The following is a 21,909-nucleotide window of genomic DNA, read 5'->3' on the forward strand; positions in this document are numbered from 1 at the left end:
TCCGCAAACTCAGCGACGGCGAAGGCCCCGACGGCGAGAAGACCATCGTCCAGCTCATCCACGACGGCCAGGTCGACCTCATCGTCAACACCCCGACCCGCTGCGGGACCAGCGACCCGGGCAGCGACGGCCACGCCCTCCGGGCCACGGCCGTCGCCAGGTCCGTCCCCTGCCTGACCACGGTCCGCGCGCTCGCCGCGGCCGTCCAGGCCGTCGAATCGCTGCGCCGCGCCGAGACCGGGGTCCGTTCCCTCCAGGAGGCCGTCGTACCGCCCGGCGGCCGGGACCGTCGGCGGGAGCGGAACGGGCGGGTGCCGCACCGGTCGCCCCGCGCGCCGGGCCTGTTGCCCTGGGCCGCGTGACCGCCCCGCCGGAACGTACCGGCCGCCGGAAAGCCCGAGGGCAGCGGGCGCTTCGGGCCGGCCCCGCGGCGGCGGCCGTAGCCCGGCGCCACCGGTAGGCCGAAGGGGCGGGCCGCGTGGCGGCCCGCCCCTTCCGTTCGGCCCGGTCAGCCGACGATGCCGACGATGGCCGCGTTGCTGAGGTTGGCCAGGGTCCCCGCGAAGAGGGCCAGGAGGCCGAGGCGGGCGACGTCGGACCGGCGCTCGGGTGCCAGCGCGCCGAAGGAGCCGAGCTGGATGGCGATGGAGCTGAAGTTGGCGAAGCCGGCCAGGGCGAAGGTGGTGATGAGGACGGTCTTGTCCTCCAGGGTGGGGATCTCCGGGCCGAAGGAGGCGTAGGCGACGAACTCGTTGATGACCAGCTTCTGTCCGAGGTAGCTGCCGACGGTGGTGGCCTCGTCCCAGGGCACCCCGATCAGCCAGGCGACCGGGGCGAAGACCCAGCCCAGGATCCGCTGGAAGGTGAGGCCGTCGATGCCGACCCAGCTTCCGGCGACGCCCAGGATGCCGTTGGCCAGGGCGATGAGTGCCACGAAGGCGATGAGCAGGCAGCCGACGATGACGGCGAGGCGGCCGCCGCTGAGCGCGCCGCGGGCGACCGAGTCGATGGCGTTCGCCGACTCGGTGTCGCGTACGGCGCTGATGTCGCCGCTCTGCTCCACCTCCTCGGTCTCCGGGTAGATCGCCTTGGCGATGACCAGCATGGCGGGGGCGTTCATGACGCTGGCGGCGAGCAGGTAGGGCAGGGGGGCGCCGAGGAGGGAGTAGCCGACGAGGGTGGAGCCGGCCACGGAGGCGAAGCCGCCGGTCATGCAGGTGAAGAGTTCGGAGCGGGTGAGCCGGCGCAGGTACGGGGCGATGAGCAGGGGTGCCTCGGACTGGCCGAGGAAGATCACCGTGGTGGCCCAGATGGATTCGACGCGGCTGGTCCTGAGCAGTTTGGAGATGGCGCCGCCGACGATCTGGACGACCCATTGGATGACGCGCAGGTAGTAGAGCAGGCCGACGAGTGCGCCGAGGAAGATGATGACGGGGAGCACGCCGAGGGCGAAGGGGACGTTCGAGCCCTTGGCCAGGGAGCCGAAGAGGAACTCGGTTCCGGCGGTGGTGTAGCCGATCAGTTTGGCGATCATGTCGGCGAAGGCGCGGAGTGCTTCGCGGCCGGGGCCCCACTTGAGGACCAGCAGGGCGATGGCCACCTGGAGGGTGAGGCCGATGCCGAGGGTCCACCAGTTGATGCGGCGGCGGTGCCGGGACATGGCGTAGCACAGTCCGTAGATCACGATGAGGCCGAGTAGCCCCTGCAGCCGGGTCATCGGACGCGATCTCCCCATCGGGCCGAGGCCGGCCCCTGGTGGCCGGGCGGGCCGCACGGATCTGAAGCCGGGCAAACCGGTCGATCAGAACTTACGAGACATCTGCCGGTGCGGTGCTCAGGACACGCCCGTCCCGCGTCGCAGGTCACACGGGCTCCGGGCGCCCAAACCCTCCGACCGGGGTCGGCCGGGGTCGAACCGGAACCAGCCCCGGGGCGCTGCGAACGGCTCTGTCTCCCGGTTGCGGGCGGCCGGAAGAGTGGCCGGTGCGCTTCTGCGCTCCCCCGGAACCACGGAAGCGGGCACCTCATGTCCCCCACCAGCACCACGACCAGCGCGGCGGCCACCCCGGACCGGCCGCCCCGGACGTTCTTCGGGCACCCCCGTGGGCTGACCACGCTCTTCCTCACCGAGATGTGGGAGCGGTTCAGCTTCTACGGCATGCGGGCCCTACTGCCGCTCTATCTGATCGCCGGCGGGCCGGCCGCGGCGTCCGGTTCCCAGGGCCACGGTCTGGCCCTGGACGCGACCACCGCGCTGGCGGTCACCTCCCTGTACCTGGCCATGGTGTACCTGCCCTGTATGGCCGGGGGCTGGCTGGGCGACCGGCTGTGGGGCCCGCGCCGGACCGTGATCGTCGCGGGCTGTGTGATCGTCGCGGGGCATCTGCTGCTGGCGGTTCCCGGGCCGGGCACCTTCTACGCGGGCCTGGTGCTGGTCGCCCTCGGCTCCGGGCTGCTGAAGGCCAACATCTCCACGATGGTCGGCCATCTCTACGAGGGTCCGGCCGATCCGCGCCGCGACGGCGGCTTCACCGTCTTCTACATGGGGATCAACCTCGGCGCCCTGCTGGCCCCGCTGGTGATCGGCACGGTGGGCCAGCAGGTCTCCTGGCACCTGGGCTTCGCCCTGGCGGCCGCGGGCATGGCCCTCGGCCTGGCCCAGTTCGTGATCGGCACCCGGCACCTGTCCGCCCGCAGCGACATCGTGCCCGAGCCGCTGCGGCCCGGTGAGCTCGCCTCCGTGGTCCGCCGGTTCTGCCTGTTCCTGGGCGCGGCGGCGGTGGCCTACGGCGCGCTGGCGCTGTCCGGCCGGTTCACGATGGCCTGGGCGCTGGTGCCGCTGGCCCTGGCGGGCGTGGCGATCCCGGTCGGGGTGCTGATGCGGATCAAGCGGGACAGGACCCTGGACGCGGCGGAGCAGTCGCGGATGAACGCGTACCTCTGCTTCTTCGCGGCCGCCGCCTTCTTCTGGATGATCTACGACCAGGGGGCCTCGACCATGGCGGTGTTCGGTGCCGGCCACACCACCGGGGAACTGTTCGGCCTGGGGTTCCCCAGCTCCTGGTACCAGACGGTGAACCCGCTGTGGATCCTGATCCTGGGGCCGGTGTTCGCCTGGCTGTGGACCTGGCTGGCGCGGCGCGGCAAGGAGCCGCCCACCGTGGTGAAGTTCGCCCTGGGCCTGGGATTGGTCGGGTTCTCCTTCCTGGTCTTCGTCGTGCCGATGGCGATGGCGGCCGGCGGGGGCGCGGTCGGCCCGATGTGGCTGATCTCGGTCTACTGGATCCAGACGGTCGGCGAACTGTGCCTGTCTCCGGTCGGTCTGTCCATGACCACCAAGATGGCGCCGGTGAAGTACGCCGGCCAGATGATGGGCATCTGGTTCCTGGCCGTGACGGCCGGGGACAGCGTGGCCTCCCTGCTGCTCCAGGCCGGCGTCAACCTGAGCACGACACCGGTGGTCGCCGTGGAGGGCCTGCTGGCCCTGGCCGCGGCGGTGGCGGTCTATCTGGTGCGCGGCCGGATCCAGCCGCTGCTGGGCACGGCCCGCTGAGCCCGGGGCCTACGCGGCCCGGAGGCCTACGGAGCCCGGAGGCTTACCCCGCCGGCTTGCGGAGCGGCAGCCGGGGCCCCCGAAACGGGCCGGAGCCGCGCAGCAGGGCGGCCGTGGCGGTGGCGCCGGAGACGGCGATCAGGAGCGGGATGAGCACCTCCTGCTGGAAGCCGGTGAACTCCAGGGCGAGCACGGCCGCCGTCAGCGGCATCCGCTGGGACACCGCCAGGAACGCTCCGGCGGCCACCACCGCGTAGGAGCCCAGGACCGTGCCGGGCCACATCAGCTCCCAGAGCCGGCCCGCGACGATGCCGAGCAGCGCGCCGTTGGCGAACGACGGTGTCAGGAGCCCGCCGTAGGCGCCGGCCCGCAGGCACAGGGCGACGACCAGGGTGCGCAGCAGCAGCAGTAAGACGGCCAGCAGGAGCGAGGGGTGGGCGGTGAAGGCCAGGTCGGCGGGCCCCTTGCCGTTGCCGAGGAGCTGGGGGAACGGGATGGCGAGCAGGCCCACGCACAGGAACGCGGCCGGTGCGGTCAGCAGCAGGGTGTTGCCGCGCGGGGCGCGGCCGCTGGCGCCGGCCATCAGCCGGGCGAAGCCGTGCGCGCAGACCCCCACCAGGGGTCCCACCAGGAGGGACCAGACGATCAGCGAGCTGCTGAAGGGGAGTTCGGGGAGCCGGTAGACCGGCTCGTCCGGGACCACCAGCCGGGCGACGAGGGTGGCGACGGCAGCCGTGAGCAGCGCGGGCACCACGGAGCGCAGGGCCCAGGTGCCGAGGAGGACCTCCAGGGTGAACAGGGCGCCGCCGAGCGGGACGTCGTAGACGGCCGCGAGGCCGCCGCCGGCCGCGCAGGCCACCAGGATCCGGCTCTGGTCGGGGGTGAGTCCCGTCCGGCGGGTGATCCCGGTGGCGAGGACGGCGGCCAGCTCGCGGGGGGCGACCTCCCGCCCGAGGGGGGAGCCGAGGCCGATGGTGACCACCTGGAGGGTGGCGTGGGCGGAGGTGGTGAGGCCGGGCATCCGGGGCGGGCGCATCCGCAGCGCCTGGGCGATGCCGACCAGGGGTCGGCCGTAGCGGTGCAGGGTCCACCAGCCGAGGCCGGCGACGACTCCGGCGAGGGCCATGGCGGCCAGCCGGCGCCCGGGTGGGGCGGCTTCGACCCCGTCGAGGAAGGATCCCTGGTCGTAGCCGTAGGCGAGGTGCTGCACGGTGTGCAGGAGCAGGGCCAGGGCGGCGCCGGCCCCGCCCGCAGCCAGTCCGACGGCGAGGGCCGCGGCGGCGAACCGGAGCCGCCGCACGGTGGGGCTGTGATCGACCGGCATGCGGGAACAGTAGACACCGGGGGATCCCGGGGCCGGGAGGACGCTCGGGCGGGCCCGGTGGATGGCCCGGCCGGCCGTGTCAGCGGGCGTAGGCCGCCCGGGAGCGGGCACCGGGGCGGCGGGCACGGATCCGGCCGGCTCGGGTGCGGTGGGCTCCGGTGCGATGGGCTCCGGTGCGATGGGTGCGCGGCCAGAGGGCGTGGCCGGCGACCAGGGCGATGGCGCAGCCGATCAGGCTGTCCGACATCAGCTGGCCGGCCAGCTCCGCGCCCTCCAGGTTCGCCAGGTCGGACAGCAGCAGGATGACCGGGGTGACGGCCGCGGTCTGGGATCCGTAGCCCCGGGAGGAGAGGACCGGGACCAGTGCGCCGAGCAGCAGCATGACCGGCACCTCCCACCAGCCGCGCGGTACGGCGAGGAACACCAGGACCGCCGCCAGCAGGCCGACCGCGGTGCCGGCGGCCCGCAGCAGGGCCCGGTCGAGCACCGGGCCGAGGTCCGGTTTGAGGACGAACACCACGGTGACCGGCACCCAGTAGGCGCGTTCGAAGGGCATCAGGAACACCAGCGTCTGGGCCAGTCCCACGCACAGCGCGAGCCGGAGTCCGTAGTTCCACGGGGCCACCGGGGGCACCGGAGGCACCGGGGGCGCCTGCGGGGTGGCGGCCGGGGGCACGGGCGGGTCCGGCGGCCGGGCGCGGGCGGCCCGGGCCGGGGTGGCGGCGTACAGCGCCAGGACGAACAGTCCGCCGCCCGCGACGAGCAGCGGCGGGATCCAGCGGGGCCCGGTCGGCGGCGGTCCGGCGGCCAGGACGGCGTTCAGCAGCAGCATCAGCCCGGCCAGCGAGGCGGCCCGGCCACGGGCCGAGAGCATCCCGGAGAGGAGCGCCAGCAGCGTCAGCGCCCCGACGGCGACCCAGCCGTGGCCCTGGAGGAGCCCGCCGACGGCGGCTCCGGTCCCGCCGAGCAGGAGGCAGCCGGTGACGGTGCGCAGCCGGGTCCGGCGGTCGGGCGCGGTGGCGGCGAGGACGGCGAGCAGGGCGCCGAGGGAGGCCGCGGCGCCGTACTCGGGGCGCCGCAGGGCCAGCCCCAGCGCGAGCGGTGCGGCCAGTGCCAGCGCCGCCCGCGCGGCCGTCCCCACGGGTGCGGCGGACGGTTGCGCGGGCGGCGGCGGGCTGTCGGGCGGGCGGGGGCCGGGGCGGTTCATTCCGGTGTCCTCCGACGTCGTACCGGGTCACGGGGTGGTCGTGGAGTCCCAGCACAGCAGCCGCGGCGGCGGTCCGCGGTCATGCCGTCGGAGGATCGGGGGGAGGAATCCGTTACTTCTCGATCTCCAGCGTGGCCATCATGCCCGCGTCCTCGTGGTTGAGGATGTGGCAGTGCAGCACGGTCTTGCCCGGGAAGTCGACGAAGCGGGAGCGGATCACGATGTTGCCCCGTGCGGGGACGTCCACCGTGTCCTGGAAACCGTAGTTGACCTGCGGTTCGCCGTTGATGCTCATGACCTGGAAGTCGTTGGTGTGGACGTGGTACGAGTGGACCTCGTCGCTGTCGTTGCGGATCGTCCATTCCTCGACGGTGTTCAGCTTGACCTTGAAGTCGATCCGGTTGTGGTCGAACTGCTTGCCGTTGATGTAGAACTGCGTGCCGTCCGCGTTCTCGGTGAACACGATCGTCTTGCGGCCCGCGATCGGCTCCTTGGCCAGGTCGTCGACGGGCGCGAAGGTGGTCGGGAGGGCGGCCTGCTCCACCGGGGTGCCGGCGGTCTCCACGGTCGCGAGGGTGGCCTGCGGGAACTGGTTGCCGGCCTTGCCCGTGTTGTAGGGCTGGGTGACGAGCTCCTTGGTTCCGGCGTCGCCGCCCTGCACGAGCACGTCGTAGCGGGCGCCGGCCGGGATCACGATGGAGTCGACCGGGTAGACCTTGTTCACCGGGTAGCCGTCCTGTGCCACCACGTGGAAGGTGGTGCCGGGCAGGGCGACCTTGTAGAAGATGTTGGCGCCGATGTTGGCGAGCCGCCACAGCTGGGTCTCGCCCGGCTTGATCCGGATCCGCGGGTTCAGCTGTCCGTTGACGGTGCGGGTGGTCGGTGCGCCCATCTTCAGATCGGTGGTCTTGATCTGGTCGCCGACGATCTGGAAGTCCTTGAGGGCGATGGAGTGCTCGGTGATCCCGCGCAGCGGCTCCGGCATGTAGCGGTCGAGGCCGTCGACGACGATGAGGCCCGCCATGCCGCCCGCGGTCTGCGCGGCGGACTGGGTGTGCGGGTGCGGGTGGTACCAGTAGGTGCCCGGTTCCAGCGACTTCAGGAACTGGTACTTGAAATCGAAGGTCTTCCCCGGGTCGATGGTGAGGAAGATGTTGTCGGAATTCCCGACGGGCGAGACGTGCATGCCGTGGACATGGAGGTTCGTGTAGTTGGTGACCTCGTCCGGGAGCCTGTTCTCGAAGGCGATCTCCATGCGGTCCCCGGGCCGCAGGCGCAGCGTCGGCGGCATGTAGAGGCCGTTGTAGGTGAGGGCCCACAGGTCCTTGCCGGCCAGCCGGACCTTCTTGCGCTCGACCACGATCCGGGTCTTGAGCAGGCCGTTCTCGCTCACCACCTCGGCGGGGTCGCGCAGGTCCTCGGTGGCTGCCGCGGTGATGGCGGGCGACGGGCTGACCGCCGCCGACGTGGCGGCGGTGGGGGCCCCCGCCCCGCCGTCGGGCGTGCTCGTACCGCATCCGGAAGCGAGGGCCAGGGCCGCGAGGAGCGACCCGATTGCGGTCCACCTGCGAAGGGGGTGTCTGATCATCCGGTCTCTCCGAAAAGGAAGGGAAACACACGGCCGCCGGGGCCGGTTCCGCGCCATCATGCCGCGCCGGGGCGGACAACCCTTTCAATGACCCGCAGTGCGGGCAGAGTTGCCGGAATGGTGCGACTGGAAATCCGGAGATCACGCGTCGGATATACGTAATTCATTCCGGAGGAGCGGATTTCCGTCGGCTTCCCCTCCGAATGGAGGACAGCCCGGGAGGGTCCTTCGTGGGGTACTCGGGAGAGCTGCCGGCACCCTCGCACGCCATCCGCCGGTTCCGTAGTCCGCCTCCCGGAAGGCCAGCCTGATGAACAGCGCCGACGAAACCACCAGCCGACCCTCCCGGCCGGGCGGCCGCCCCGCACTCGACACCGTGGAGCGGGCCGTCGCCGAGATCGCCGCCGGCCGCCCCGTCGTCGTGGTCGACGACGAGGACCGGGAGAACGAGGGCGACCTGGTGTTCGCCGCGGCCCACGCCACGCCCGAGCTGATGGCCTTCACCGTCCGGCACACCTCGGGGGTGGTCTGCGTCCCCATGACCGGGAGGGCCCTCGACGCTCTGCGGCTGCCCCCGATGACCGCCGTGAACGAGGACCCCAAGGGCACCGCCTACGCCGTGTCCGCCGACGCCCGCACGGGCGTCACCACCGGCATATCGGCCGCCGACCGGGCCCGTACCGTACGGCTGCTCGCCGACCCCGCCACCGGCCCGTCCGACCTGACCCGGCCCGGCCATGTGTTCCCGCTGCGCGCCGTACCGGGCGGGGTGCTGGCCCGGGCCGGGCACACCGAGGCCGCCGTGGACCTGGCGCGACTCGCCGGGCTGCCGCCGGTCGGGGTGATCGCCGAGATCGTCGACGACGACGGCTCCATGGCCCGGCTGCCGCGGCTGCGGGCCTTCGCCCGCGAACACGGGCTGGCCGTCATCTCCATCGAGGACCTGATCCGGCACCTGAGGCACGGCGCCTCCCGCGTCGAGCGGGCCGCCACCGTCTCGCTGCCCACCACGTACGGCAACCTCACCGCGGTCGGCTACCGGGACGCGGCGACCGGCTCCGAGTACGTGGCACTCGTCGCCGGCCGGCTCGACGAGCGGGGCCGGGTGCCGGACGGCTCCGAGGTTCCCGTCCGCCTCCACTCGGGATGCCTGACCGGCGACGTCTTCGGCTCCCTGCGCTGCGACTGCGGACCCCAGCTGCACGAGGCGCTGCGGCGCATCGCGGGCAACGGCCGCGGGGTCGTGGTGTACCTGGCCGACCACGAGGGCCGGGGCATCGGCCTGGTGCAGAAGCTGCGCGCCTACGCCCTCCAGGAGACCGGCCGGGACACCGTGGACGCCAATCTCGACCTGGGGCTTCCGGCGGACGCCCGGGACTGGACGGCCGCCACCCGGATCCTCGCCGACCTGGGGGTCCGCTCCTGCCGGCTGCTGTCCAACAACCCGGACAAGGCGCGGGCACTGGCCTCGCTGGGGGTGCTGGTCACCAGCGTCGAGCCGCTGCCGGCCCCGGCCTGCGAGGACAACCTCCGGTACCTGCTGACCAAACGCGACCGGATGGGCCACCGGCTGCCGTGGCTGTCCGAAGCCTGCGCCGAAACCGAGACGGAGACCGAAGCCCGCGCCACCGCCGACGCCACCACGAGCACCACGGTGGGCTGATGCCCACCCGGCCGGCCCGCGCGGGGCGGGGACTCAGGTCTCGCGGTCGCAGGCCGCGCAGATGCGGATGCCGCTGACCGGCGGCCACCAGCTGTCACCGGCCGTACCGGGCCGGTCACCGGGCGCGGGTACCATCCCGGAGGTGCTGAGCCCGCACAGGGTGACCGGGCCCGCCCGAAGCCCGCTGTCGTCGGTCTCCGCGGCATGGACGGTACCGACCCCCTCCCGGCCGGTGGGCCCGCCCGGGCGCGGCGGCATCTGCTCCGCCGGCTCGTGGACGGCCGCGTATCCGTTCACCCGGGTCCCCTTCCTCGCTGTGTGGGCCCGCCCAGGGTAGCCACCGCCACCGCCTCGAACCCCTCGTCGGCACCGCCCCGGACCTGGTGTCGAGCGGCGGGCGGGCATGAGAGCGCGATGAAATCGGGTGACGGTGCGTGTGACGCTGTTGCATGCTGGGGCGCCGGCGGGCGTGGACGCCCTGTCCGCCGAGGGCCGCCACGACACCCGTAGGACATCACATGGACAGCGCGCGCGTTCAGGACTGCCTGGACCTCCTCCGGCAGGCCCGGGAGCTTCCCCTCGACGACTCCCGGCGGCGGCTGGTGGAGCGGGCCGCCGGCGACCTCGTCCGGGACGGGCGGCACCGGCGCCGGGCCGGCGCGCGGGCGGAGCGGGCGGCGGCCGACGCGAAGGTCCTGGCCGGCACGCGCATGGGCGCCGCGGACCGCACCATGGACGCCCCGCTGTCCACCGGCACCGCGCCCGAGCGGGCCGTCGCGGGCCGGGACTCCCCCGGGGTCCGGCCCGGCCGCGCGGAGGGCTCCGGGTCGGCGCGACTGCTGCACCGCCCCCAGCGCTGCTATGTGTGCAAGGGCCACTACCGGCAGGTCCACCCCTTCTACCACCTGCTCTGCCCGCCGTGCGCCGACGAGAACCTGGCCCGCCGCACGGCCCGTACGGACCTGACCGGCCGGCGGGCCCTGCTGACCGGCGGACGGGTCAAGATCGGTTTCCAGACCGCGCTGATGCTCCTGCGCGACGGAGCCGAGCTCACCGTGACCACCCGCTTCCCCCGGGACGCGGTGCGCCGCTTCGCCGCGGCCACCGACGCCGCCGACTGGTGGGACCGGCTGCACGTCGCCGCCCTCGATCTGCGCGATCCCCGACAGGTCCTCGCCTTCGCCGACCACCTGCTCTCCCGGGGCCAGGCCCTGGACATCCTGATCAACAACGCCGCGCAGACCCTGCGCCGTTCCCCGCACACCTACAGCGCGCTCGCCGAGATCGAGACCGGGGCCGAGACCGGGACGGCAGCCGGGTCCGCGACCGGCCGGACCGCGCTTCCCCCGTCCCGGACCTGGACCGCTCCGGGATTCTCCGTTCCCGGGGCCGGGACCGGGACCGGCGCCGCTCCCCTTCCCTGGACGGGCGAACTCGCCCCACGCCCGGCGGCGTTGTCCGCCGTGGGCGAGTCCGTCGGCGCCGTGTCCGCGCCGCCGGCCGCCCGGCTGCCCCGGCAGGCCGTCGACGAGGCGGGGCTGCTGCCCGAGACGGCCGCCGTCAACTCCTGGACGCTGCGGCTGGGTCAGGTCGACCCGGCGGAACTCCTCGAAGTCCAACTGGTGAACGCGATAGCGCCGTTCCTGCTCGCGGACCGGCTGCTCCCGCTCCTGGAGGCATCGCCGGGGCCCCATCGCTACCTCATCAACGTGTCGGCGGTGGAAGGCCAGTTCGCCGTCCGCAACAAGACCGGCGGCCACCCGCACACCAACATGGCCAAGGCCGCCCTGAACATGCTGACGCGCACCAGTGCCGACGAACTGGCCGCCCGCGGGATCCACACCTGCAGCGTCGACACCGGCTGGGTCACCGACGAGAAGCCGCTCCCCGCCCGGGAGAGGCACGCCGCCACCGGGTGGCGGCCGCCGCTGGACGTGGTCGACGGGGCCGCACGGATCTACCACCCCATCGTCGCGGGCCAGGCGGGCGCACCCCTGCACGGGGTCCTCCTCAAGGACTACCGGCACGTCCCCTGGTGACCGTGCGGACCCTCCCTCCGGGTGGGGTGCTCATCCGTCCGCTCCCCCGCGCGGGACCAGCAGGCCGGCGTCGGCGAGCGCCCGCAGGACCGTGCCGGCCTGTGCGGGGTGAGCTCCGGCCTCGGCGGCGGCGCGCGGAGCGGTGCGGGTGCCGTCGCACAGCCGGAGGAGTGCGCGGGTGCCGGGGTCGAGCCGGAAGGCGCGCACCGGCTCCCGCCACACCCGTTGCAGGGCCACGGTGACCGGTTCTTCGGGGACCTGCTCCGGGGCGCCGGGGGCGGTCACGTCGTGGCCGTAGGAGACGACCAGGACGGTGGCCGGTACGACCGGGACGCCCCGGTCGACCCAGGCGGCCGGGTCGTCGGGGGCGTTCCGCCGCCGGGCCGCGGACTGGTGCAGGTAGTGGGCGGCCTCGGAGGCGATCTCGTCGCGGCGCAGCCGGAAGCGTTCCAGTTCGAACCGGCCGAATTCCACTAGTCCCGCGGGGAGTCGGCCGGCGGCGTGGTCCAGGAACGCCTGGGCGGCCCGTTCGGCTCCGACCGGGTCGTCCGGCTGCGGGGGGCGCACGGTTCCGTTCAAGTAGGCGTCGAGTACCGGACGGTGACGCGCCGTCACCTCGGTGATGGTGTCCGGCATCGGCTGGGCGATCACCAGCCGGTGCTTGGCCGCGACGTCCTGGGCCACCCGGCCGTAGGCGCTGTCGGGGACCCCGGCGAGGAGGGCCAGTTCCTGTTCGGTGAGGGCGAACCGGGTGCGTACGGCCTCGGGGTCCTCGTGGAGCTCGGTGGTGGTCAGCAGGGGGCCGGTGATCAGCGCGGCGAGCGCGTCCATCAGGCTCATCGTCCGGCCCTCCCCCGGCCGGGCACCGGGACCCGGGCGTCCGGCGCGGCCGGGGTCCAGCCCGCGGTGTCGCGGGCCCGGGCGATCTCGGCGGCGATCTCGGCGAAGTCCTCGGGGAAGTCCTGGTCCCGCTCCAGCAGGGTGGCCTTGATGTCGGCGCGCGAGGAGAGTTCGGCCAGCATCTCCCAGACCCGTTCGGGCACGGGGGCGCTGTGGGTGTCGCGGGCCGTGCCGTCGGCGTCCTGGGTGCCGCCCGCGAGGTGCACCTGGACCACGCGCTCCAGCGGGATGGTGTCGAGGAACTCGCCCACGTCGTAGTGGTGGTTGCGGGAGTTGATGTCGAGGTTGGTGAGGTCCAGCAGCAGTCCGCAGGAGCAGTTCTCCATCACCTCGGCGATGAACTGCGCCTCCGTCAGGGGGTTCGGCAGGTCGATGTGGTAGGTGATGTTCTCCAGGATCAGCGGAGCCCCCACCTCGTCCTGCACCCGCTGGGCGCGGCGGGCGACGTCCCGGGCGATGCCGCGGCTGCGCGGCAGCGGGGCCAGGGTGCCGACGGAAACGGTGTCGGCGCGGGTGAAGCAGAGGTGGTCGCTGAACCAGGGGGCGCCGATCTCCTCGACGAGCCCGGCGAGGGCCTCCACGTAGTGGGGGTCGGGGGCCTGCGGGGTGCCCAGGGAGAGTTCCAGGCCGTGCGGGACGAGCCGGTGGCCGCGGCGCAGTTCGCGGAGGGCCTCTCGGCTGTCCGGCGGCGCGAACAGGTAGTGCTCGGTGATCACTTCCAGCCAGTCGACGGCGGAACCCGAAGCGGCGATGCCTTCGGCCAGTTCCCGGCGGTATCCGAGTCCGGAACCGAGGTGCGGCAGGTATGCGGGCATGTTCTCTCCTCGATCGTGCGTCTCCTCGGACGGCGGTGGCGGGCGGGCGGGTCCGACCGTTCGCACCGGGGTCCCTGCCGACGCTAGGCGGCGGGGCGGCCCCGCACCGTACTGCGAACGGTCGAAGCCGAGGGCGGATCCGCCGCCCCGGCCGCCGGCCCGGCGCCCGGCCCGGGCGGGAGTCGCCCGGGCGGGGGTCGTCCGGGCGGAGGTCCGATCGAAGGACAGCCCCGGCCGGGGCGGGTTCCTAACGTGGTGGCTGTCGCCGGACGGCGCGGCACCCCCGCTCCGTCCTCCGATCCCGCACGGACGCCCCGGAGGGCGGTGCGAAGAACCGCCTCCGGCCCGTGCTCGCTCCCATCCGCAGGAAGTGCCGCAGTCGTCCCGTGATCCGGGCCCTGCGCCAACCCTCAGGAGTTCACATGACCAGCACCCGCACCAGCTCGGCCGGCACCGCCCGCACCGCACGCTCGTTCGGCTTCGAACAGCTGCCGGCGGCGGTCGAGGGCCCCGCGGCCGCGTGCCAGCAGTCGTGCGTCGACTGCGTGGCGGTCGCCCCGGACCGTGACGTCCGGAGCCGCCGGACCGCGGCCCGGTCGCCCCGCTGAACTCCGGCCCCCGGGCCGTACGCCACCGGACCATCCCGTTCCGGTTCAGTGTTTCGAGAGGAGTACCCATGTCCCCCACGTCCGCCGCACCCGCGCCCACCACGGCGCCCGGCACCGGACCCGCCGCGGAGCTCGGCTTCGCCGCGGTGCCCTGGGCCGGCCGCCGGCACGCCGACCCGATGATGCGCTGTATCTCCTGTGCCGGTCCGCCGCCGCCCCCTCCGGGCTGCAGCACGCGCGTCCGGCACTGACCGGCCGGACGGCCGGACGGCCGATCGCCGTCGGGGGAGGCCGGGCACGCCACAGCGCCCGGCCTCCCCTCCTCGCTCCCCGCCCCCGGCCGGCCGGCGCCCCACCGATCCGAGGAGCCCACCGTGAGCATCGCCCCCTCGTTCCTCCGCCCGTCGCCGCCTCCGGCACCGCCCGCACCGTCGCCCGGGCTCCCCGGCCCGCCCCCGGCGTACGCCGTCGAGGCGCGCGGCCTGCGCAAGGCCTACGGGGACATCGAGGCCGTGCGCGGGGTGGACCTCAGCGTGCGCCCCGGGGAGATCTACGGGTTCCTCGGCCCCAACGGGGCCGGCAAGTCGACCACCATCGGCATGCTGTGCACCCTGGTGGAGCCGACCTCCGGGAGCGCGACCGTGGCCGGTCACGACATCGTCCGCGAACGGGACGAGACCCGGCGCCGGATCGGCCTGGTCTTCCAGGAGTCCACCCTGGACTCGCAGCTGACCGTGGAACGCAACCTCCGCTTCCACGCGCGGATGTACGGGATGCCCCGGGCGGCCGTCGGCCCGCGCGTGGACCACGTCCTGGAGCTGGTGGAACTGACCGACCGGCGGCGCGCCAAGGTGAAGGAGCTGTCCGGGGGCATGCGGCGGCGCGTGGAGATCGCGCGCGGCCTGCTGCACGCGCCGCGGGTGCTGTTCCTCGACGAACCCACCGTCGGGCTCGATCCGCAGACCCGCCGCCGCCTCTGGGACTGCATCCGCGAACTGCGCCGGACCGAGGGCGTCACCGTCTTCATGACCACCCACTACCTGGACGAGGCCGAGGTCTGCGACCGCATCGCGATCATGGACAGGGGGGTGGTCGTGGCCCTGGGCACCCCGGCCGAGCTGAAGGCCCGCACGGGTGCGGACACGATCAGGTTCGCCACCACCCGGGCCGCCGACGCGGAGGCCGCCGTGGCCGCCCTGAGCACCCGGTTCGGCCTGTCCGGCCGGATCCTCGACCGCCGGGACGGCACGGTGGCCGTGCCGGTGCCGGACGGGGCGGCGTTCCTGCCCCGGCTCGCCTGCGGGCTCGGCGTACCCGTCCGGTCCATGGAGCTGACCCGGCCGACCCTGGACGACGTGTTCCTGTCCTGGACCGCCCGCCCCGGCGGGGAGCCCGCCGAGGACGGAGGCCCGGGCCGTACCGAACGGGCCGAGTGGGCCGCGCACCGGAGGGGGTCGCGATGAGCGCGATCGGTCTGCGCCTGCTGCCGGCGCCCGCACCCCCGGCCGCCTTCACCCGGCCTCCCGTGACGGGCGCGCGCGCCCATCTGCGGACCGTGTGCGTGGTCTGGCACCGTGACCTGCTCCGGCTGCTGGCCGAACCGGTCCGGGTGGCCACCGCGATGCTCCAGCCGCTGCTGTTCCTGTTCGCCCTGGGCGGCGGGCTCGGTTCGCTGACCCGGTCCGCGTACGGGGTGCCGTACCAGACCTTCGTCTACGCGGGCGCGCTCGCCATGCCGGTGGTGTTCGCCTCCATCGGCGCGGCCTCCTCGATCGTGTGGGACCGGGAGTTCGGGTTCCTGCGGGAGATGCTGGTGGCTCCGGTGAGCCGGACCGCGGTGGTGGCGGGCAAGTGCCTGGGCGGCATGACCACGGGCCTCTTCCAGGGCACGATCGTGCTCGCGCTGGCCGGCGCGGTGGGGGTCCCCTACGAGCTGCCGCTGATGCTGGAGCTCCTCGGCTGCATGGCCCTCCTGGCCTTCGTCTTCGCCTGCTTCGGGGTGCTGGTGGCGGCGCGGATGCGTTCGGTGCAGTCGTTCATGGCGCTGACCCAGATGGTGGTCCAGCCGCTGTTCTTCCTGTCCGGGGCGCTGTTCCCGCTCTCCCGGCTGCCCGGCTGGCTGGCCGTGGCCACCCGCTTCGACCCGCTCACCTACGCGGTGGACCCGATCCGCCGGGCGGTGCTCGGCGCGGTCGGCGCGACGACCGCGGCCCCCGGGGTGACCTGGGGCGGCTATCTGGTGCCCGTCTGGCTGGAACTGCTGCTGGTCCTCGTGTCCGGCACGGCCATGCTGTGGGCGGCCTCCCGGGCGTTCCGCCGCGGCTGACCCGCGGCTGACCCTCGGCTGCCACACGGCCGACGCATGCCCGACCCGTGCCGGACCGCGGCTCCGCCCCCGGCGGGCCGCGGCCCGGCCGTGCCCCGATCGGGGCCTCCCCGGGTCGTCCCGGCAGAGGACCGAACGGATGACCGGACCGGTGGGCTCTCCTTCCTAGCGTGGGCGTACCGCGGCGAACCCCGCCGCCCGATGGAAGGACGCCTCATGCCGACCTCACACATCGCACCGCCCCGCCTGGTCCTGCCGGCCCACTCCGCTCCCGAGGTGAGCGCCGACCTGGCCGAGGAGCGGGACTGGATCCCGCCGCTGGTGGCCCCGGCGGCGACCGCCCGCTAGAACCCCCGCGGGGCGGGCCCGCCGGCCCGCCCCGCCTCGCACCCCCACCCCACTCCCCCACACTGCGAGGTGAATCGCATGCAGCGCACCTGTGCCGAGATCGACCGGCTGCTCGGCTCCGATCCCCGGTTCGGCTCCGCCGACGCCATCGCGGCCCGCAACACGGCCCGGTTCCGCGTCGGACTGCGGCTCCTCGGCCGCCACCACGTCTCCTCCGAGGCAGAGTTCCGCCGCCTCGAAGAGCTCTCGGACGACGCCCTGCGCCGCGTGCTGTACGACCCGGTGCTCCGCAACGCCTTCGAACGCGACCTCAACCTGATGTCGGTCCGGCCCGAGGACCCCAGCACCCTGGCCCTGATGCTGCGCCAGACGGACCCGCGCGAGCGTGAACTGGGGCCCTGCGAGGCGCTGATGGACGTGCGCCACCAGCCCTGGCCGCACCTCGGTCCGGCCTGGACCTGGACCTCCACCCTGCCCGAGGAGGACCATGCGCTGCTGACCGCGCTGGGCCGGCGGCGCGACGACGTCTTCGAGGAGATGGGCGCCGACCGCAGGGTGGTCCCCGACGCCGAGACCCTGCAGGCGCTCGCCCGCGGGGCCCGGCTGCTGGCCGAACTCCTCCCGTACAGCGGGGCCGGCGCACTGCGGCACGTCTCGCTCATCGGCTTCGCCGAGGGCGAGGACGAGGACGGCAGCGTGCACTCCTTCGCCTGCGGCGACCGGCTGCCGTCCGCGCTGTTCCTCTCCCCGGGAGCCCTCGGCGACCCGTGGAAGGTGGCCGAGCTGCTGTTCCACGAGTCCCTGCACCTCAAGATGTTCGACATCATGCGCACCGGCGCACTGGTGTCCGACATCGGGCGGATGACGGGCGTCCCGCCCTGGCGGGTGGTCGACTGGAACCTGCGCCGGGTGTACAGCTCCCTGCACGTCTACGGCCACATGGTGCTGTTCTTCGCGGCCGCCGCCGAGGCCCCCGCCGACCTGCGCCGCCGCTACGGAGAACCCCCGGCCGCCGACTCCGTCGGCATGGTGACCCCGGGCAGTGCGGCCGCCGCCGACGGTACGCACACCACCAGCGAGGAACGCACCCGCTATCTGGCGCGGCAGGCGCTGGAGGCGCACCCGGACGCGCTGACTCCCGACGGCCGCGCCCTGGTGGGCTGGATGCTGGACGCCCTGGAGCCGCTGCTGCCCGGTGCGGCGCGGCCCGCCGCGGCCGTCCCCGGGACCTCGGAGTGGGAGGCCCCCGAGGAGCCGGCGCCGGCCGTCGCGTACCGGCAGTGCCGTCCGGTGACGGGGCTGCCGCTGGAGGACCAGGGGCTGCTGCTGGCGGCCGCACCGGCCACCCACCGCATGCACTGGCTCAACTCCCGCGCCTGGCTGGTCTACGCGCTCTGCGACGGCCGGTCCCCGGAGCGGCTGGAGGCCGAATACCGCCGGGCGGTTCCGGACGACCCGGCGGGACCGGGCCGGGCCCTGGCCGCGCTGCTGCGGGCCGGTCTGATCACCCCGGCCGCCGACCGCGACGCCGCGGCGGACCGTGCGGGGCGCTCGCACTCCGCGGAACACGGCGCCGTGCTGGAAGGAGCCCTGCGATGAACTGCCTGAGCTGCCGCGCCGAGACCGCCCTCGCCCGGCCCGCCGAGGGCGTGTGCCGCTCCTGCGGTGCCGCCGTCTGCGGGGAGCACCTGCGCCTGGTCCGCCGGGAACGGACCGTCGCGATGGGGCTCGGCACCAGCCGGGTCCACACGGTGACGGCCGTCCACTGCGCCGGTTGCCGTTCCTGATCCGGCGCCGGCCGTATGGGTGACCCCCCACTCCGAGGAGGAGCGGGGGGTCACCCATACGGTCGGCGCCCGAGCCGATCCCTCGGCCCGAGCCGACCCCTCAGGGGCAGGGGATGCGGGGCCCGGCCGCCGGGGGCACGTGGTGCCCGCCGAGCCGGCGGACCTCGGCGGTCACCACGTCCACGATCCGTTCCGCCTGGCCGTCCGTGAGCACCAGCGGCGGGGTCAGCCGGACCAGTCCGAAGACGTTCGGGACCAGGACGCCCGCCTCGGCGGCCCGGGCGGGGATCGCGCGGGCCCGTTCGGCGACGGCCGGGTCGTCGGTCAGGACCACGGCGAGCATCAGGCCCCGGCCCCGGACCGTCCGGACCCAGGGCAGTTCCTCCAGCGGCCGCAGCGCCTCCAGCATCCGGGCCCCGGTCTCGGCGGCCCGGGTGGCCAGACCCTCCTGTTCGATGATGTCCAGGTTGGCCAGGGCGACGGCCGCCGCGGTGGCGTGCCCGCTGGCGGTGAATCCGTGCCGCAGCGGGAAACCCTCCAGCATGCCGAGGACCCGGCGCCCGGTCAGGACCGCCCCCATCGGGATGTATCCGCTGGTCAGGGCTTTGGCGGTGACCACGATATCGGGTTCCAGACCCAGGCCCGGCGAGGCGAACCAGTCGCCGGTGCGCCCGTATCCGGTCGCCACCTCGTCGGCGACGAGCAGGATGCCGTGGGCGTCCAGGACCTGCCGGACGGCGGACCAGTAGCCGGGCGGCGGGACCACGTTGCCCGCGACCCCCATGACCGGCTCGCCGATCATCGCGCCGATCCGGGAGGCCCCGACGGATCGGATGCCCTCCTCCAGCTCGGCCATCAGCCCGGGGACCGGGTCAGGGCCGAGGGCGGCCGGGTCGGGGCGGGTGAGCCGGATCGTGTACCGGGCGGAGTCGGTGCCCAGTCCCCGGTGCACCTCCTCGCGTGCGGTGACGGCGAGGGCGCCGGCCGTGGCACCGTGGTAGGAGCCGTCGAGGGCCAGCACGTACGGCCGGTGCCGTCCGCTGTGGTGGAAGTGCGCGAGCCGGACCAGCTTGAGCGCGGTCTCGGTGCCCTCGCTTCCCGAGGAGGTGAAGGAGACCCGGCTGCCGGGGGCGGGCGACAGCGCCGCGAGCCTGCGGGCCAGCAGCAGGGCCGGTTCGTTGACCGGCCCTGCGTGCAGCGGATACGCCATCAGCTCGCGCATCTGGGCGGCGGCGGCTTCGGCGAGTTCCTCGCGGCCGTAGCCGACGGCGCACTGGCCGAGGCCGGCGAGGGTGTCGATCAGCGCCCGGCCCGCACTGTCCCACACCACCGCTCCGCGACCGCGGACGAGGCACAGCCGGTCGGCCGGGGACCGTCCGACGAACGCGTTGGGGAGCAGGACCGGGCAGCTGGTGTCCCGGTCCGAGACGGTGGCGGTCACGGCAGGCCCCTCTCCGTGCGGTGGGGCCCGGCCGGCAGTGGGGGGTTCGGCACCATGGTGCGCCTCCTCGGGTCGCGCGTGCGGGGACGCGTTCACCGTAGGCGCGGGGCCGTGGACCCCCCGTCATGCGTTCGAGTGACGCCCAGGACGACGGCCGGGCGGGCGGTCCGCGGCCGGGCGGCCGTCGTCATTCGAGGAGGTGGGTCCGCATGGCCTTGGCGACGGCCGCGCCCCGGTCGGACACGCCGAGCTTCTCGTAGAGCCGGCGCAGGTGCGTCTTGACGGTGGTCGGGGCGAGGTACAGCTCCTTGGCCATGTCGGGGACCGACAGACCCTGCGCGATCATCTGGAGGACCTGTCGTTCGCGGGCGCTGAGCAGCGGTTCCTCCGACCGGGCGCGCGAGCGCACCTCGGAGGCGAGGCCGGTGACCAGTTCGGGCGGCAGTACGCTCTCGCCCTTGGCGCAGGCGATGACGGCCGCCACGATGTCGTCCCGGTCGGAGCCCTTGGAGAGGTATCCGGCGGCGCCCTCCTGCACGGCGCGGTAGACGACGTCGCTCTCGGTGGTCGCGGACAGCAGCAGCACCCGGGTTCCGAGCTCGTCCCGGGCGACCGCGTGCGCCACTTCCAGTCCGTCGAGTTCCGGCATCCGGTAGTCGAGCAGGGCCACCGCGGGCAGGTGCTCGCGGATGGCCTCCAGTGCGGTGCGGCCGTCGCCGACCGCGGCGACGACCTCGATGCGTCCGCTGCCGGTGAGGGCGGAGACGATGCCTTCGCGGTAGACGGGATGGTCGTCGCCGACCACCACGCGCACCCGCTCCTTCTGCCCGTACGCCGTCATGGTGCCTCCCCGTCGGGGCCTGCGGGCCCGGCGGGGGTGCCGTCCGGGTCCGGCCGGTCGGGCCGGTCATGGTCCACGGGCACGGTGACCCGTACCCAGGTGCCCCGTTCCACGGGGAGCAGCTCCATGCGTCCTCCCAGGGCCTCGATCCGGGCGCGTTGCGAGGCCATTCCGATGTGGCCCTCGGCGAGCCGGCCGGAGAGCAGGTCCGGGTCCACGCCGACGCCGTCGTCCTGCACTTCCAGGATCACCGCTGCACGGGTCTCCCGCAGCCCCACGCGGACGTGGCGGGCCCGGGCGTGACGGACCACGTTGTTGAGGAGCTCCCGGGCGGTGCCGAAGAGCAGGGCGTCCGCGGGGCCGGCCGGCCGGATGCGTTCCAGGTCGTAGTCCACGGTCAGCTCGGCCCGTTCGGCGGCGGTCTCGGCGAGGGTGCGCACTCCGGCGGCCAGGCCGGCCTCCTCCAGTACCGAGGGGTGGAGGGTGACGCTGACCTGGCGGAGTTCCCGCTCGACCTCGGCGAGCAGGTCGTACGCCCGGTCGACGAGGGCGGGGCGGCCGTCGGGGGCCTTGCGTGCCTGGCCGAGGTCCTGGCGGATGGCCAGGACGGTCTGGAGCGGGCCGTCGTGCACGGATTCGGCGACGGCGCGGCGCTCGCGGCTCTCCGCGGACACCACGTCCTGGAGCAGCACGGAACGGCTGATCGTGAGTGCGGCCACGCGTGCGAGCCGGCGTTCCTGGACCCGGGACACGGCGATGGCGACCACGCACAGGAGCGCCAGCATGGCGAGGACGGCCAGGCCCCGGCCGTTGCCGAGCTGTTCCCGGAAGGCGGGGTCGGCGAGGACGGAGCCGCCGCCGAGGATGGCCGCGAGCGACAGCAGCAGGGCCCGGCGGCCCGGGTGGGTGGCGGTGAAGAACGGCAGGAAGGCCAGCAGCCCGAGGGAGAGGTAGCTGCCGATGGACAGGAACTGGAGTCCGCAGACGGCCGCGACGTCGGCGATGGCCATCGGGGTGGTCTCGCGGATGCGGCGGGCCCGGCCGGGGCGGTGCCGCCACATCCACCAGGCGAACAGGGAGAGCAGCCCGTACGCGCCGACCAGGGCGAACTGGGCGGGCCACTGGCCGGAGGGGGTGCCGGCCCAGGCGACCAGGGCCATGACGCCCACCAGGGCGAGCCGCAGGAGGCTGCGCAGGCGCTGCGCCTGCCCGTCGAAGTCGAGGTAGATGGCCGTGACCGCGTCGGCGCCGGCCGCTCCGGGGTCGCCCGGTGGCCAGCCGGGTCCGGCCGCACGGGGTCCGGCGGCACGTGGTCCGGCGTCCGCGCTGCCGTCCTGGTGCACCGTCCCAGTTTAGGCCGCCCCTGTCGGATCGGGCCCGGCCGGAGCGGGTGGGCGTCCTCCGAACGGGCGCGGGGCGGCTGATCCGGCAGGGGCCGGTGGACGGCCCGGACGGGTGGTCCGCCGCCG

21 protein-coding genes are annotated in these 21,909 nt (G+C 74.3%); 11 read left to right on the forward strand and 10 right to left on the reverse strand.

The annotated features are described in order from the left end of the window. On the forward strand, window positions 1-362 hold a 362-nt coding region (locus tag ACZ50K_RS33235; protein ID WP_468910154.1), incomplete at its 5' end, for a hypothetical protein. A gap of 146 nt (window positions 363-508) precedes the next feature. Here ACZ50K_RS33235 and ACZ50K_RS33240 read toward each other — a convergent pair. After that, window positions 509-1,717, reverse strand: a complete 1,209-nt coding sequence (locus ACZ50K_RS33240) for a NupC/NupG family nucleoside CNT transporter (RefSeq protein WP_468910157.1) — start codon at window positions 1,715-1,717, stop codon at window positions 509-511. Between the two features lie 309 nt (window positions 1,718-2,026). Here ACZ50K_RS33240 and ACZ50K_RS33245 point away from each other — a divergent pair, with 309 nt between their 5' ends. Next, window positions 2,027-3,553, forward strand: coding sequence for a peptide MFS transporter (locus tag ACZ50K_RS33245; RefSeq protein WP_468910160.1), 1,527 nt, complete (start codon window positions 2,027-2,029; stop codon window positions 3,551-3,553). 43 nt (window positions 3,554-3,596) lie between these two features. On the opposite strand, the gene ACZ50K_RS33250 is transcribed toward ACZ50K_RS33245, so the two are convergent. The 3 genes from ACZ50K_RS33250 to ACZ50K_RS33260 all read right to left on the reverse strand — a co-directional run bounded on the left by ACZ50K_RS33250 (window position 3,597) and on the right by ACZ50K_RS33260 (window position 7,672). Continuing rightward, window positions 3,597-4,877, reverse strand: a complete 1,281-nt coding sequence (locus ACZ50K_RS33250) for a chloride channel protein (RefSeq protein ID WP_468910163.1) — start codon at window positions 4,875-4,877, stop codon at window positions 3,597-3,599. A 79-nt stretch (window positions 4,878-4,956) separates the two neighbouring features. Further along, window positions 4,957-6,084, reverse strand: coding sequence for an FUSC family protein (locus tag ACZ50K_RS33255; protein WP_468910166.1), 1,128 nt, complete (start codon window positions 6,082-6,084; stop codon window positions 4,957-4,959). A gap of 112 nt (window positions 6,085-6,196) precedes the next feature. Then, entirely contained in the window at window positions 6,197-7,672 is a 1,476-nt protein-coding gene (locus ACZ50K_RS33260; RefSeq protein WP_468910169.1) for a multicopper oxidase family protein, read from the reverse strand. 310 nt (window positions 7,673-7,982) lie between these two features. Between ACZ50K_RS33260 and ACZ50K_RS33265 the strand changes: the two genes are divergently transcribed. Next, window positions 7,983-9,335 carry a bifunctional 3,4-dihydroxy-2-butanone-4-phosphate synthase/GTP cyclohydrolase II gene (locus ACZ50K_RS33265; RefSeq protein ID WP_468910172.1) on the forward strand — a complete coding sequence of 451 codons (1,353 nt, stop codon included), beginning with the start codon at window positions 7,983-7,985 and terminating at the stop codon, window positions 9,333-9,335. 33 nt (window positions 9,336-9,368) lie between these two features. Here ACZ50K_RS33265 and ACZ50K_RS33270 read toward each other — a convergent pair whose 3' ends face one another. Further along, window positions 9,369-9,632 carry a hypothetical protein gene (locus ACZ50K_RS33270; RefSeq protein WP_468910174.1) on the reverse strand — a complete coding sequence of 88 codons (264 nt, stop codon included), beginning with the start codon at window positions 9,630-9,632 and terminating at the stop codon, window positions 9,369-9,371. Window positions 9,633-9,853: 221 nt separating this feature from the next. On the opposite strand from ACZ50K_RS33270, the gene ACZ50K_RS33275 reads away from it, so the two are divergent. Continuing rightward, entirely contained in the window at window positions 9,854-11,374 is a 1,521-nt protein-coding gene (locus ACZ50K_RS33275; RefSeq protein ID WP_468910175.1) for an SDR family oxidoreductase, read from the forward strand. A gap of 30 nt (window positions 11,375-11,404) precedes the next feature. Here ACZ50K_RS33275 and ACZ50K_RS33280 read toward each other — a convergent pair whose 3' ends face one another. Next, complete coding sequence (locus ACZ50K_RS33280) at window positions 11,405-12,214, reverse strand: hypothetical protein (protein ID WP_468910178.1); 810 nt, start codon at window positions 12,212-12,214, stop codon at window positions 11,405-11,407. Further along, window positions 12,211-13,089: an MbnB/TglH/ChrH family RiPP precursor modification enzyme gene (locus tag ACZ50K_RS33285; RefSeq protein ID WP_468910181.1), complete on the reverse strand. Its 879-nt coding sequence runs from the start codon at window positions 13,087-13,089 to the stop codon at window positions 12,211-12,213. The genes ACZ50K_RS33280 and ACZ50K_RS33285 overlap by 4 nt, the downstream gene beginning before the upstream one ends. Before the next feature lie 422 nt (window positions 13,090-13,511). On the opposite strand from ACZ50K_RS33285, the gene ACZ50K_RS33290 reads away from it, so the two are divergent. The 7 genes from ACZ50K_RS33290 to ACZ50K_RS33320 all read left to right on the forward strand — a co-directional run bounded on the left by ACZ50K_RS33290 (window position 13,512) and on the right by ACZ50K_RS33320 (window position 18,158). After that, the gene (locus ACZ50K_RS33290) at window positions 13,512-13,697 is read left to right on the forward strand and encodes a hypothetical protein (protein WP_468910184.1); all 186 of its coding nucleotides are present in this window, start codon (window positions 13,512-13,514) and stop codon (window positions 13,695-13,697) included. Between the two features lie 68 nt (window positions 13,698-13,765). Then, window positions 13,766-13,948: a hypothetical protein gene (locus ACZ50K_RS33295; protein ID WP_468910186.1), complete on the forward strand. Its 183-nt coding sequence runs from the start codon at window positions 13,766-13,768 to the stop codon at window positions 13,946-13,948. Between the two features lie 123 nt (window positions 13,949-14,071). Beyond that, a complete protein-coding gene (locus tag ACZ50K_RS33300) occupies window positions 14,072-15,160 on the forward strand; it encodes an ABC transporter ATP-binding protein (protein ID WP_468910189.1) in 1,089 nt (362 codons plus the stop codon). Then, the gene (locus ACZ50K_RS33305) at window positions 15,157-16,023 is read left to right on the forward strand and encodes an ABC transporter permease (protein ID WP_468910192.1); all 867 of its coding nucleotides are present in this window, start codon (window positions 15,157-15,159) and stop codon (window positions 16,021-16,023) included. The genes ACZ50K_RS33300 and ACZ50K_RS33305 overlap by 4 nt, the downstream gene beginning before the upstream one ends. A 216-nt stretch (window positions 16,024-16,239) precedes the next feature. Continuing rightward, entirely contained in the window at window positions 16,240-16,371 is a 132-nt protein-coding gene (locus ACZ50K_RS33310; RefSeq protein ID WP_468910195.1) for a hypothetical protein, read from the forward strand. A gap of 78 nt (window positions 16,372-16,449) precedes the next feature. After that, entirely contained in the window at window positions 16,450-17,970 is a 1,521-nt protein-coding gene (locus tag ACZ50K_RS33315) for an aKG-HExxH-type peptide beta-hydroxylase (RefSeq protein ID WP_468910198.1), read from the forward strand. Beyond that, window positions 17,967-18,158 carry a DUF2180 family protein gene (locus tag ACZ50K_RS33320; RefSeq protein WP_468910200.1) on the forward strand — a complete coding sequence of 64 codons (192 nt, stop codon included), beginning with the start codon at window positions 17,967-17,969 and terminating at the stop codon, window positions 18,156-18,158. Before ACZ50K_RS33315 ends, ACZ50K_RS33320 begins: the two co-directional genes overlap by 4 nt. A gap of 100 nt (window positions 18,159-18,258) precedes the next feature. Here ACZ50K_RS33320 and ACZ50K_RS33325 read toward each other — a convergent pair whose 3' ends face one another. The 3 genes from ACZ50K_RS33325 to ACZ50K_RS33335 all read right to left on the reverse strand — a co-directional run bounded on the left by ACZ50K_RS33325 (window position 18,259) and on the right by ACZ50K_RS33335 (window position 21,783). After that, complete coding sequence (locus tag ACZ50K_RS33325; RefSeq protein ID WP_468910202.1) at window positions 18,259-19,599, reverse strand: aminotransferase class III-fold pyridoxal phosphate-dependent enzyme; 1,341 nt, start codon at window positions 19,597-19,599, stop codon at window positions 18,259-18,261. A 187-nt stretch (window positions 19,600-19,786) separates the two neighbouring features. Further along, window positions 19,787-20,440, reverse strand: coding sequence for a response regulator (locus ACZ50K_RS33330; RefSeq protein WP_468910205.1), 654 nt, complete (start codon window positions 20,438-20,440; stop codon window positions 19,787-19,789). Beyond that, complete coding sequence (locus tag ACZ50K_RS33335; protein WP_468910208.1) at window positions 20,437-21,783, reverse strand: ATP-binding protein; 1,347 nt, start codon at window positions 21,781-21,783, stop codon at window positions 20,437-20,439. Before ACZ50K_RS33335 ends, ACZ50K_RS33330 begins: the two co-directional genes overlap by 4 nt. Window positions 21,784-21,909 lie beyond the last annotated feature (126 nt).

This window comes from Streptomyces sp. NPDC033845 (assembly GCF_055576225.1).